Origin of the sequence: Photobacterium kasasachensis (assembly GCF_050336885.1) — a bacterium.
GTDB lineage: Bacteria > Pseudomonadota > Gammaproteobacteria > Enterobacterales > Vibrionaceae > Photobacterium > Photobacterium kasasachensis.
Genome location: NZ_JAKJSH010000004.1, coordinates 1,023,400 through 1,036,329, shown reverse-complemented (window position 1 = coordinate 1,036,329; position 12,930 = coordinate 1,023,400). Strand labels below are relative to the sequence as shown.

Sequence of the window (12,930 nt, the reverse complement as noted above, 5' to 3'; positions counted from 1 at the left end):
GCACGCTAAAGCAGGACCAAAGTGAACGTTAAACAGTAAAAATGTCGGCGTTTATAGACAAAAAAAGCCAGCAAGAAACACCTGCTGGCTAGATAGACTCACTCTTCAAACGAAGGATTCAGTTCCTCGGTACGGTTACAGCCTCAATGCATTGAGCTTCACCTGAGCCTGACCATACACGGAATCAAGCGGATAGGCAGTGTCGTCAGACACAGTACCGGCCGGTTTGCCTGTCAGGATCTCAATCGCCTCGGTGACATGGCTGATAGCCCAGATCTGAAATTCTCCTTTCTCTACGGCAGCTACGACATCTTTACGGAGCATCAAATTGTGTGCATTCGACTTGGGAATAATCACACCTTGTGTTGGCTGGCGACCTTTGATGCCACAGACATCGAAAAAGCCTTCAATCTTCTCATTTACGCCACCAATTGGCTGAGCCTCCCCGAACTGGTTCATGGAACCGGTGATAGCCACATCCTGTCGTATCGACATGCCCGAGAAAGCGGAGATGATTGCACATAGCTCAGCCATCGAAGCGCTATCGCCATCCACCCCGCCATATGACTGCTCGAAAGTCAGGTGAGTGGTCAACGGGATCTTCTTCGCCTTGCCAAAAATGGAGGCAAGGTAAGCCGACAAAATCATGACACCTTTAGAGTGAATACGGCCACCAAGCTTCACATTGCGCTCGATATCAAACACTTCCCCTTCACCATAAGCCGTTGTCGCAGTAATGCGATTAGGGGCACCGAACTGGTAGTCCGTCGTCGAGATGACAGACAAACCATTGATTTGGCCAACGACATCTCCCTGGGTATCAATCAAGGTGGTTCCATTGGTAAACGTCTGCATCACATGATCTCTGAGCCTGCTGACCCGCTTCTCCTGGCTCTGCAACGCCTGCTCGACATGGTTGGCGCGGATCATAGTCGCCTTTGACGATTTCGCCACGTAATTACTTTCGCGCAGCAAGTTGGCAATATCGGCGGAATGCAGTGACAGTTTGTTCTGATCATCAGCCTGGCGTGAACTGTAATCGATGATCCGGGCAATCGCCTTTCTATCGCAATGCAGCATTTCGCTGTCATTCACAATACTGGAGATAAAACGGGCATACTGCACCTCGGATTCGTCGGTACGCGGCATCTCGTCTTCAAAATCAGCCGTCACCCGGAACAGCTCGCTGAAATCAGGATCATAGTGCTGAAGCAACTGGTAAGTCTGATAGTCTCCGAACAAGATAATCTTCACATTCAGCGGAATATCTTCCGGCTCCAGCGAAATAGTGCCCGACAGCGTCACCTCACGCTCCAATGAACTCACGTTCAATTTTCTTGCTCGCAATGCCCGCTTCAAACCATCCCAGACATAAGGACGTTCCAGCACTTTCACCGCATCCATCAGCAGCACACCGCCGTTTGCCCGGTGCAAACTACCTGAACGGATTAGAGAAAAGTCGGTAAAGACCGTTCCCTTGTAGGTGGCATTTTCCACATAGCCAAAGATGGAGTGATAGCTCGGACTGTCTTCCACCACGATAGGGAATTTCTGATCCGGCTGGCTCACCACCACATTGACCTGATAACGGCGCGGCATTTTCTTATCGAGCGCCGCATAGGCGAGCGCGACCTGCTCTTCGCTCTCTTCGAGGAAGATATCCAGATTATCCAGAATATCTTTCTGCATGGCGGTTAAATAAGCCTTCACCTCCGGCTGACCCCGGTAGGTATCCTTGACAGGCTTAATAAAGTGCACCACAACATCGAGGGCAACTTCTTCATTTAGCTTTTGAATTTTATCGGAGAACTCTTCTTCCAGCTCGGTTAACTGACGGACGATACCGCGAAGTTGTTTCTCCAGAGCGTTAATCGTCTCTTCGAACTGTTGCTGCTCGTCCTCGGACAGCTTGGCAAAGCTCTCTTCGGTATGGGGTTCCTCACCGTTCAGCGCCACCAGCTGATACTCACCCTGAGTGGTCAGCGACAGGCTAACACTCTTCTCTTTTGCCTCATTGGTCAGGGTCAGCAAAGAGCTTTCCTGCTTCTGGGTCAGCTGATTTTTCAGCGTTTCGGAACGGCTGTAATACATTTCGTTGTCGAACGCCAACGGCAGGGCCTTGACCAGCCTCAGCATCAACTTCTCGATTTCTTTCTTGAACTTCTGCCCTGTCCCTGCCGGCAGCTTCAGCACTTTCGGGCTACGCGTTTCCTCGAAATTCGCGACATAGCACCAGTCATACAAAGGCACGCCGTTCCCATTCGGATCATGGCGGTTCAGATAACGCAGCACCATGGTGCGCTTACCCAGACCATTACGGCCAATGGCATAGATGTTATAGCCCTTCTCTTTGATCGACATGGCAAACTCAACGGCCTGCTGTGCCCTTTCCTGCCCGACGATTTCATCAAGCGGCGTCAGGTTCTTGGTCGACTTGCAATCTGCCGCCAGTCCATTCAATTCTGATGCGCGATACAGCTTGTCACTGCTTAGAGGTGTAATTGACATAAAGATCCCTCTTTTTATGACATAAGTTACCTCCAGTGTAGACAGTAAATTATTATCTTTTAGTGACTTATCTACCGTTAAGGGGGCAAGGACACAACTTTCAGTGCGATCGCTCACTTTATAACCATATCCTGCACATTTTGCAGTGGACTACGTTACGAATAGTGCGGTACTTACCCTGAGCTACCGCTCTGCGTTGTGCTTTGATAGAATGCCGCGCTCTTTCACACCTGGTAGACGGATAACATCAATGAACAAAGCCCGAGTCACTATTGGCCTTAGTAACCCCAAAAGCCCTTCTAACGTCGGCGCCGTCATGCGTGCTGCAGGGTGTTACCGTGTTGATTCGGTCTGTTATACCGGTAAACGTTACGAGCATGCGGCAAAATTTCACACCGACACCAATAACATCTCGGGAAAAATCCCGCTTATCGGGATGGACTCACTGCTCGATGGCTTGCCTGACGAGACAAAGGTGGTGTGTGTAGAACTGGCTGAAGGCGCAATTCCCCTTCCGCACTTTCAGCATCCGGAAAACGCACTGTATGTGTTTGGCCCGGAAGACGGATCAATTGCGCAGGATGTGGTAGACCGCGCTGATGCTGTTGTCTATGTCCCGACAGTTGGCTGCATGAACCTGGCAGCGACGGTCAACGTATTGCTCTATGACCGCCTGGCAAAGTCCGAAGAAATGCTTGCGGGTGATGAGCTTATCCGCCAAAGCAGGGACAACAGAAATCGCCTGGTGGTGAAAGCTCCAGCAACAGAATAAGCTATTCATAATAGCCATCAGACTCACAATGAAGCAGGTGCACTCTCAGCACCTGCTTTTGATTTTACTCACACCGCTCTAGTACCAAACTCAAACTCAAACTCAAACTCAAACAAGCCAACCATTTTGTTATCAAACGCTACAAGTATTCTTTATAGCGATCACCACCAATTACCTCGACTTAACAACTACTTATTACAAGACGCATTAGACCTTACATTTTACAAGGTCATGCTGCTTTTGTGTGATGAATGTTTGATCGCGAGAAATATTAAACAGATATCATGTGCAACCAAATTTTTCATTTACCTTAAACGCTGTCATCAAGGAGATTGATGTGTTTTTTGTTGAGTTTTTAATTGTACTCGTCTGTATTTTAATCGGGGCGCGGATCGGTGGTATCGGTCTGGGTGTCATGGGGGGCGTTGGTCTTGCCGTCTTAAGCTTCGTATTTGGCTTGCAGCCTACCAGCCCGCCTATCAATGTGATGCTGATGATCATGGCTGTAGTTGCCGCGGCGGCATCCATGCAAGCAGCTGGTGGTCTCGATTTCCTGATCAAAATCGCCACTAAAATCCTGCGCAAAAACCCTAAATACATTACTTTTATCGCGCCGGTTGTTACCTACGTCTTCACGATGATGGCGGGTACAGGTCACGTTGCCTATTCTGTTCTTCCGGTTATTGCGGAAGTCAGCCGTCGCAGCGGCATTCGTCCTGAGCGTCCGATGAGTATGGCAGTCATTGCTTCCCAGTTCGCCATCGTTGCCAGCCCAATCGCAGCAGCGGTTGTTGCTCTGGTTGCCTTCCTGGAACCTCAGGGGATCACCCTTGCCGACGTGCTACTGGTCACCATTCCAGGTACCAGCCTTGGTCTGACGGCGGCCTGCGTCATCGTCAACAAACTGGGTAAAGAGCTTAAAGATGATCCTGAATATCGTCGCCGCATGGAAGATCCAGCTTTCCGTCAGGAAATGGAACAAGAGGTGCAGGTTGAAGAGCTTGAAGTGAAACCTGAAGCAAAAAAAGCCGTTTCCCTGTTCTTGTTCGGTTCGTTAATTGTGGTTCTAATGGGTGCCTTCCCATCACTTCGTCCAAGCTTTGACGGCAATGCCATGGGCATGGCTCATACGATTGAAATTGTCATGCTGTCTATTGCGGCTCTGATCATCCTGATCTGCAAACCAGACGGTTATGCCATCACCCAAGGTTCTGTATTCCACGCCGGTATGCGCGCCATTGTTGCTATCTTTGGTATCGCCTGGCTCGGTGACACCTTCATCGGCGGTCATGGTGTAATGGTGAAAGAAACGGTTGCCGGTCTGGTCGAAATGGCCCCTTGGACCTTTGCTTTTGCGCTGTTTGCACTGTCTGTCATGGTTAACAGCCAGGGCGCAACAACTGCAGTACTGGTACCGGTAGCCATCACCCTTGGCCTGCCGCCGGAAGTGATCATCGCGACCTTTGTTGCTGTTAACGGTTACTTCTTCATTCCGAACTACGGCCCGATCATTGCGTCAATCGACTTTGACCGTACGGGTACGACCAACATCGGTAAGTTTATCTTTAACCACAGCTTCATGATCCCGGGTCTGCTAAGCATGGTATTCAGTATTATGTTCGGCTTCCTGTTTGCCGGTATCGTACTGTAATTAAAAGCACTTCCTATCCAAGCCCTGCAATCGCAGGGCTTTTTTATATTAGCAATATCATTTACACGATAGTTTATATCCCTACAACCATCATGCCCTCGGGAACCAGATTCGATTACGTATCCTGCCCGAGACTATTTAGAATTGACCGAACCTTTTGCTCATTTTCTTCGTATTCTGTTAAGGCCTGAATCACCCTGAGGCAGTCAGAACTCAACCGGTACCGGTTGGTATATTGCACATCGGTATAAATCGCCGCAGGAAAGTCATCAGGTATACCCAAAGGCTCGGTATAGCCAGCAGACGGATCCTGGTAACTCCGATGATGCTTGAGATTCGGCCAACTGATAATTTCGACTGCCGCCTTGGCAATGCCAACCATCCATCCCTCTTGGACCTCCTGCGGAGAAAGGTCGAAATAGCTGTCGGTACTGACATCGGCATCAAGCCAGCTTTGCACGGTGGTAAGGTAGTGTTGATGATCATAGTCTTCTATCAATTCGCTGACGGCTGAAGACTGAAAGGCAAAAGAAGCATTGAGCTGGTAGAGCTCTGCAAGTGACATGTTACTCAGTGCTGCTAGGGCAACCTTAAACGCCCTTTCATGCAACCTGGCTTCGACAACGAGGCGCTGTTTCTCTTCGTTAAGGCGCTTTTCCTTTAAGTGCCGAATCCGATTTTTCCCATCTTCGATCAATTGCTGCGCCTGCTGCAGGACATCAATCTCTGCTGATGAATAGAGTTCGTTAAGGTCAGATAAAATAACATTTTTGATAATATTGGATGCGGTGGTCGCTTTCGCCTGTTTGCTTTTCAAAGCCTGGCTGTTTGCAAAATCGAGCATGATCTACCCCTCAATATCAACACCACGATACCTAAGCTGCCTATACAACAAAGGCATATGGTAAGTGCCAACTAACACCTTTCTTGCAAACCTCTCTGCCGATGGACTCTCCTCTTCACGTTTAGCTGTTATCTCTAGTGTAGACAAAAAACTCTATTTTTTAGTGATTTGCCTTTGAAACTAATCACACGCAAAAATATAGGGCACCGCACCCATCGGGATGAGGTGCCCTGACGGACTCCGTGTATTACCCGGTTAAGACTTGCTCTGATTAAGGCGCGAACTGCGCAAACACTTCAGCTTCTGTCATGTTTTGAGTGTCATTGATAAAGGCGTAATAGTCTGGTTTCTTATCAATAAAGATTTGGTGATCCATCTTCATCTCATCTTGCTGATCAAGAATACCAGCCGTAATGATATGCTGGCTCTTCTCCTTCAACAGGTAGAACAAATGTGTCCCGCACTCCTTGCAGAAGGCGCGCTCAGCCCACTCCGAAGAGGCGTAACGACTGACAAACTCTTCACCATTAATCACGATTTCTGATCCACCATCAACGGCAAGGAATGGCCCTCCTCCCCATTTACGGCACATACCGCAATGACATGCTCCGACATGCAAATCAGCGGCTTTAGCTTCAATAGTCACTTTTCCGCATAGGCAGCTGCCAGATATCGCTTGTTTCTCACTCATATGTCCTCCTTGTCTTGTTCCATTTTTATAAGTTATTACCATAATAACTGTATATACATACAGCATAATTATTCAACTATAGACAAGAAATACTGTGAGCAAGGTGCAAGTTTCATTATTCATAACAACAGCCTGCCAACTAGTGCCAGCCGATCTGCCACTCCAAAGAGTCGGTAAGCTCTCGCCAGTTAAGCTCATACTCATGTCGGTTTATCACCGCTTCAAACTGACTTTCCGATCATTTGATCGCAGCAATTAACTCATTTCTATCGATAAAATCGAAAAACACGATTGTGAGAAATTTGTGAGATTTTCGCGAGAGGATTGCCAGATTTATCCGTCATAGTCATTGCATGACTCAATAACAAACGGACCAAACAATGAAGATGACCTTAGCCTCCCTTGCCGTTATCGGCCTATTGGGTTCTGCTCATACCCTGGCAGCAGAAATTGATGTCACAATTACCAATGCTACCAAAAACATCTATTTCACCCCGCTATTGGTGGCTGCACACAGCGACAGTGTATTCCTGTTCCGCTCTGGTGAAACGGCCTCTGCCGAAATTGAAGCCATGGCCGAAGGCGGAGATATTTCCGGGCTCTCATCAGTGGCGACTAACGCCGGGGCAGTAGTTGCCGAAGACCCGGCCGGCGGCATTTTGGATCCTGGTCAGCAGGCAACAGCCTCGCTGGACACGGGCAATGCTGATCGTCTGACGATTACCGCCATGCTGCTACCGACCAATGATGGCTTTGTCGGCCTTGACAGCTGGGCTATTCCATCGGCACCGGGCACCTATACCATCTCCCTCAACAGCTATGATGCAGGCACCGAGGCCAATGACGAGCTGGCTGCCAGTATGCCCAACCCACCATTTATCAACTTTGGTAGCGGCGGTACTGGTGTAGAGACTACGGTGACCAATAACAAAGTCCACATCCATCCGGGTAACCTCGGCGACAGTGATCCGAACGGCGGGCTGAGCGATATCAGCAGCACGACCTACCGCTGGCTGAATCCGGTAGCCATCGTTACCGTGACAGTAAAGTAAGGAGGCCGCTATGAAATATCGTCTACTGATGATTGCAACCAGCGCTGGCCTGCTTGCCGGCTGTCCTATCGAAGATGATGACGTTCAGGAACCAGTACCTGTTACAGCAAGCTATACGGTCAGCGTTAAGAACCTGACCCCAAACCAGCCGCTGTCACCTCTCGCCATTCTGGCCCACAACGATCAATATTCGTTATTTGAGATCGGTCAACCATCTTCGAATCCACTCGAGGTGATGGCCGAGGGCGGCGACAACAGCAACCTTCTTGCTGAATCGGCGAACAACGGTAATGTCGGATACAGTGTTTCAGGTACGGGGGTAATTTTGCCGGGTGCCAGCGACAGTGTCTCGTTAACCATAGATACCAACGTCGCCCAGCAGCTATCGGTTGCCAGTATGCTTGTTAATACCAATGACGGGTTTGTCGGTGAAACCCAGCTCGATATTGGCAGCCTCGCCATTGGTGAGAGCCTGAATATGAACATGGCAATATGGGATGCCGGTACAGAGGCCAATAACGAATCGGCCGCCACTATTCCCGGCCCGGCAGCTGGCGGCGAAGGATACAACAGCGTCCGCGACGACAATGACAGGGTATCCTTTCATGCTGGTGTCATCAGCCAAGATGATGGTTTGGCAAGCTCGGCTCTCAATGCGACCCACCGCTTTCTCAATCCGGGGGCGAGGCTGACCATTACTCGGACGGAATAGCATCTGTTGAAAGAAACTCATCCCTGTCCGGTCTTTTTTCGTTGGTATACGTGTATTGCATTCTACAACGTATGACGAGAAACCGGCCGGGATGACATTATGTTCACAACGAAAGCAAACAACCCGAACTCAAACAGCATAGAGCCTGCCGTGATCCTGATTGTTGAAGACGACAATGATCTGGCTGAACTAATCAGCATGCACCTGACTTTTCAGGGCCATGAGGTCGTTCGCGTCAGTAGTCTCGAACTCGCCAGAGAAAAACTCAATTCCACAACCTTCGACCTTATTGTTTTAGATCGGGGCTTGGATGATGGTGACGGACTGCAGTTATGCACTGAACTTCGCAGGCTGCAAAACTGGTTACCGATATTGATCCTGACAGCAAGAGACCGTGAGAAAGACAGAGTCGAAGGGCTCGAATCCGGTGCAGACGATTACTTAACCAAACCGTTTAGCGTACTGGAGTTTCAGGCTCGGGTGAGAGCTATGTTACGCCGCAAAAGCCATACGGCAGACTCTCATTCGGCAAACCGTGACGGGGCGGAGAATGCCCCAGAGCCTGTTCTTGAGTTTAACGGACTGACTATCAAACCTCAGTCGCATCAGGTCGAAGTCGAGCAACACCCCGTAAAGCTAACGGCTACCGAGTTTACCTTGCTGCACTTCATGGCCCAGCGGCCGGGGCGGGTATACAGCAAAGACGAATTACTGGAGCAGGTATGGCACACAGACTTTTCGGGCTACCACCATACCGTCTGTAGCACCGTCAACAGACTCAGAACCAAGCTGGAGCCACCAACAGCCCGGCACAAGTATATCCACACCGTGTGGGGAGTCGGTTACAAGTTCCAGGCTTGCTAAGCCGAGCGGTAACAGAGGCCGCTTCAAGGAGATATCGCAATGAATTTTAAACTGCGTCTGTTGCTGCTCACCGGAATGTGGTTTGCCCTTTCGGCTTTGTTAATTGGTAGCCTGTTCAACTATCAGCAACAGGTTATCGAACAGCGCACCCAGCAAACCTTGCACCGTGAGCTTGCCGCCCATATGAGAGACGATAATCCTCTGATGCATGGTACCGATTACAACCCAGACGCCCTCAAGTCGATATTTCACACTTTGATGCTGCTAGGCCCCGACTTCGAAATCTATTTTCTCGATCAGCAAGGCAATATTCGCAGCCATGCTGCTCCTGAAGGCAAAGTCCAAGCCAGTAATGTCAACCTAATACCAATAAGGCAATTCTTGGCTAATCAGCCCTTGCCCATTCTGGGTGATGACCCGCGTAACCCGGGCGGAAAAAAAGTCTTTTCCGTGGCGCCTATTCGGCAATATGATTCGGTTATTGGCTATTTATACGTTGTGATCGGCAGTGAACAGCGAACATTATTGGCTTCTCAGGAAGGAAATCAACCTGTCTACAACATGATGGCAATCTCCCTGCTTCTCATCCTTGGCTTCAGTTTGCTGACCTACCGCCTAGTTAGACAAACTCTGCTCCAGCCGATAGAAACCGTTACCCAAAACCTGAGAGAACAGGCCGGAAACAACTTTCGTCTTCGCCCTGATTTTGTCAATCAGGTGCCGGAGCTCAAGCCCATAGCCAAACACTTATATCTCATGGCACAGCGGATCCAGCAGCAATTCTTGCAGCTACAACAGGAAGAAAATAATCGCCGGGAGTTGCTCATGCAATTGAGCCATGATCTCAAAACCCCGCTGTCGAGTATTCTCGGTTATCTGGAAACATGGCAGCTCCAGGCCCCCTCTCCCGATCCCCTGATTGAGACCGCACATCGCAATGCGCACAAGCTTGCCGAACAGCTAAGCCAGCAGCTTGAGCTGGCTCGCAGCCAAAAACACGTACCAGAGCCGCACTTCGAGCCTGTCCGGCTCACGCAGATAATAAGAGAAACCCAGGAAAGCCTGGCAATTGATGCCGAGAAAAAACATCTTTCGCTAAGCCTTTCGCTACCGGATATCGACACTGTCTACGGCGACGAACAGCTATTGCTACGCTTATTTTCCAACCTGTTCGAAAATGCTATCCGTCACGCCCCGGCTTATTCGACCATCCAGCTTCAAGCCGAGCACCACCAACATGATGTCGCGGTCCAGATCACCAACCAGATTGATCCTGATGCCCCATCTGGCTCGATGGGACTGGGCATGCGGATCATCCAGTCTATTTTGGTGATCCACCATAGCCACCTGAAAACTGAGCGCGATACACGGCATTACCTGCAATCCTTTGATCTGCCTATCTCGGCCTAATCCCAATTTATACCCACTCCCAGCTCCCCCCACCAACAAAAACACCCTGACTGCTCGCAAGCAACCAGGGTGTGATTTATCTAACGAAAGCAAACAGGAAAAAGCTGGCTATACTAACAATCTGCTTCCCAGCGCCTTGGCCTGTTCATCATCAACAACCGCCTGTACTGAGATATCCATATCATTGTTCCACTTCAGCGCGTAGGCAGACACCGCCTCGATACTATCAGACTCGCAAATCGCGACTCCCGTTCCGCTGACCAAATCATGCCAGCGGCCAATCATCTTGATCTCTTCCCCCATCATGGCCTGATCCTGCTCTGTGGTAAGCTGAGAAAAGTGAGCCAGCGTTGCATGAAGCTTGCCTTGGTGTAACTGCCAGGTAATTAAAAATGTCATCATCAGTACCTCGTTTTAGCACTGAGGATAAGTATAGATAAGGAGATGCAATGCCTGAGATACTATGCCTGTGACTCAATGCATTCCTTTGGTAGGTCCCCGAGAAAAGAGCGATTAACGCCAACGAGTTAGCCGTTATTTGCAGTCAAGAGATCGTCAATCAATAGGGCTATAGGCTCTGTCAATCAATGCTTTCGTCTCTGATACTGGAAGTGCCTTGTCGAAATAGTAACCCTGGGCACAGTCGCAACCAAGCTGTGTTAGCAATTCACGCTGCTCCCGCGTTTCAACCCCTTCTGCAAGCACTTTAACCTGCAGCACGCGGCTCAGTTCAATGATCTGCCGGGTAAATTCACGGTCCAGTTCGGTATTGCAGATATTCTCGATCAGTGTGCGGTCCAATTTCAGCTTATCCAGCGACTGGCAAAAAGTACGAATCAAGTTCAGTGATGAGTAACCAGTTCCAAAATCATCGACCGCAATATTGATCCCGGCACTTTTTAGCTGCGTAATATTGTCCCTCAGCGTACTGATATTCTTTGCTGTTGCCGTCTCTGTGATTTCTATTTCAATCAGCTCCGTCGGACATTGGGTTGTTTTAATAATATCCACAATACGAGAGACAAATGTCGTCATCTCTATTGTTTTAAACGATATATTGATTGCTATCCGAGGGGTATTTACACCATGCTTCCGCCATTCAACAATTTGTGAACAAACCTGATTAAATACCCACAAGTCAAATTCAAAATGCAAACCAATCTCTTCAGCAATACCCACAAAAATATCCGGAGGAATATTACCCAACTCCGTATGTTGCCAGCGAGATAATGCTTCAAAACCAATAAGCATACCGTTGCTCAAATCATATTGGGGCTGAAAATATATCTTGATCTGGTTTTGTTCTATCGCCTGAGGTAACTCTTCAATGATAAGCTTCTTAAAAACCAAATCATCTTTCGTCTGTTCCGTCGCCAAGCAATATTTGGAAGTGCTGAACTTCTTTGCTTCTCTCATTGCTATTTCAGCCGCCACTTCCATCGCATGATAACTGTCATAAATAGCACTTTCAGCACTGACTCCAATACTAAAAGATTTATTCACCCGGTGACCACCATTGAGTTTCAATGGCATTGCCGCAACATCACAAAGGTGTTTGCAGATATGAACAACATAGGCGTCAAAGGCTTCGGCTGACAACCCGTTATAATCTTCGACCAATACCCCAAATTTTGCATTGGAATAACGAACCACCAATCCCCTGTCGTTAATACTTTCCTGTAGCGTTTTCCCCAACACCCATAAATAGTTATCGCCGACATCGAAACCATAACGAAAATTCATCGTTGAAAAATTATCGACAGAAAAAATAAGCAACGCCAATTTCGGTTTATGCCGTTCAGGGAGACGAAGTAAGTACTCAGCTCGAGAGCGTATTGCCCAGCCATTAGGCAGTCCCGTAATCGGATCAACCGATTTATTTTCCAGCACCCGGAAATACAGCTCAAAGACATTCACCTCAGCCTTGCTAGCAAGGCATTGCATATCAACCGGCAGTGAATAATGATGTTTGTTTTTCAGCGCAGCTTTGACGGATTTCCTCTGAGCGCTATCAACAACATAAGCAGTAAGTTGTTCATTGCTTATGGTGTGCTGGGTCTTCGTATCAAGAATAGATAAAACACTATGCAACCTGCAGCCTATTATTTCTGACTTCACATATCCAACTTGCTCTGTGAAAACGTCATTACACGCAATTACAATATCATTGTGGATAGTCAGTGCTGGTAATAGCGAATATGCAACATCACTCATCAGTGTACTCGTTAGTATTCTTTTTATTAATATTCTGTGGAACGTGGCCTCAGCATTATTTTCACCATGATACAGGACTTTCTCATTGAGCTGTTGAATATTTTCTCTGATTGAGACTAATTACTTTAAGACCTCTACAACCTCAACCTCCCTAGTATATAACCACTAAAAATTTAGGTTAATAGGTCAAACCAGTGTTCAAGCTGTATCTA

12 protein-coding genes are annotated in these 12,930 nt (G+C 48.4%); 6 read left to right on the top strand and 6 right to left on the bottom strand.

What is annotated here, in order from left to right; all coding sequences use genetic code 11:
• Window positions 1–135: 135 nt before the first annotated feature.
• The gene (locus L4D19_RS04320) at window positions 136–2,508 is read right to left on the bottom strand and encodes a Lon protease family protein (RefSeq protein WP_428451359.1); all 2,373 of its coding nucleotides are present in this window, start codon (window positions 2,506–2,508) and stop codon (window positions 136–138) included.
• A gap of 250 nt (window positions 2,509–2,758) precedes the next feature.
• Here L4D19_RS04320 and L4D19_RS04315 point away from each other — a divergent pair, with 250 nt between their 5' ends.
• Both L4D19_RS04315 and L4D19_RS04310 read left to right on the top strand, forming a co-directional pair.
• Window positions 2,759–3,280 (top strand): RNA methyltransferase, encoded by a 522-nt coding sequence (locus tag L4D19_RS04315; RefSeq protein WP_428451358.1) that lies wholly within the window; start codon window positions 2,759–2,761, stop codon window positions 3,278–3,280.
• 337 nt (window positions 3,281–3,617) lie between these two features.
• On the top strand, window positions 3,618–4,931 hold the full coding sequence (locus L4D19_RS04310) for an anaerobic C4-dicarboxylate transporter family protein (RefSeq protein WP_160658367.1): 1,314 nt from the start codon (window positions 3,618–3,620) through the stop codon (window positions 4,929–4,931).
• 115 nt (window positions 4,932–5,046) lie between these two features.
• Here L4D19_RS04310 and L4D19_RS04305 read toward each other — a convergent pair whose 3' ends face one another.
• The 3 genes from L4D19_RS04305 to L4D19_RS04295 all read right to left on the bottom strand — a co-directional run bounded on the left by L4D19_RS04305 (window position 5,047) and on the right by L4D19_RS04295 (window position 6,683).
• Complete coding sequence (locus L4D19_RS04305; RefSeq protein ID WP_428451357.1) at window positions 5,047–5,775, bottom strand: hypothetical protein; 729 nt, start codon at window positions 5,773–5,775, stop codon at window positions 5,047–5,049.
• Window positions 5,776–6,046: 271 nt separating this feature from the next.
• The gene (locus tag L4D19_RS04300; protein WP_428451356.1) at window positions 6,047–6,466 is read right to left on the bottom strand and encodes a GFA family protein; all 420 of its coding nucleotides are present in this window, start codon (window positions 6,464–6,466) and stop codon (window positions 6,047–6,049) included.
• 139 nt (window positions 6,467–6,605) lie between these two features.
• Window positions 6,606–6,683: a TIGR02450 family Trp-rich protein gene (locus L4D19_RS04295; RefSeq protein ID WP_428451407.1), complete on the bottom strand. Its 78-nt coding sequence runs from the start codon at window positions 6,681–6,683 to the stop codon at window positions 6,606–6,608.
• Window positions 6,684–6,846: 163 nt separating this feature from the next.
• Between L4D19_RS04295 and L4D19_RS04290 the strand changes: the two genes are divergently transcribed.
• The 4 genes from L4D19_RS04290 to L4D19_RS04275 all read left to right on the top strand — a co-directional run bounded on the left by L4D19_RS04290 (window position 6,847) and on the right by L4D19_RS04275 (window position 10,504).
• Window positions 6,847–7,518, top strand: coding sequence for a spondin domain-containing protein (locus L4D19_RS04290; protein ID WP_428451355.1), 672 nt, complete (start codon window positions 6,847–6,849; stop codon window positions 7,516–7,518).
• 10 nt (window positions 7,519–7,528) lie between these two features.
• Window positions 7,529–8,230, top strand: coding sequence for a spondin domain-containing protein (locus L4D19_RS04285; RefSeq protein WP_428451354.1), 702 nt, complete (start codon window positions 7,529–7,531; stop codon window positions 8,228–8,230).
• A 99-nt stretch (window positions 8,231–8,329) separates the two neighbouring features.
• Window positions 8,330–9,094, top strand: a complete 765-nt coding sequence (locus L4D19_RS04280; RefSeq protein WP_428451353.1) for a response regulator transcription factor — start codon at window positions 8,330–8,332, stop codon at window positions 9,092–9,094.
• Between the two features lie 39 nt (window positions 9,095–9,133).
• Window positions 9,134–10,504: a sensor histidine kinase gene (locus tag L4D19_RS04275; protein WP_428451352.1), complete on the top strand. Its 1,371-nt coding sequence runs from the start codon at window positions 9,134–9,136 to the stop codon at window positions 10,502–10,504.
• Window positions 10,505–10,612: 108 nt separating this feature from the next.
• Here L4D19_RS04275 and L4D19_RS04270 read toward each other — a convergent pair whose 3' ends face one another.
• Together L4D19_RS04270 and L4D19_RS04265 are read right to left on the bottom strand one after the other, a co-directional pair.
• Window positions 10,613–10,906 (bottom strand): DUF3303 domain-containing protein, encoded by a 294-nt coding sequence (locus tag L4D19_RS04270; RefSeq protein ID WP_239413760.1) that lies wholly within the window; start codon window positions 10,904–10,906, stop codon window positions 10,613–10,615.
• 153 nt (window positions 10,907–11,059) lie between these two features.
• Window positions 11,060–12,718 carry a putative bifunctional diguanylate cyclase/phosphodiesterase gene (locus L4D19_RS04265; protein ID WP_428451351.1) on the bottom strand — a complete coding sequence of 553 codons (1,659 nt, stop codon included), beginning with the start codon at window positions 12,716–12,718 and terminating at the stop codon, window positions 11,060–11,062.
• Window positions 12,719–12,930 lie beyond the last annotated feature (212 nt).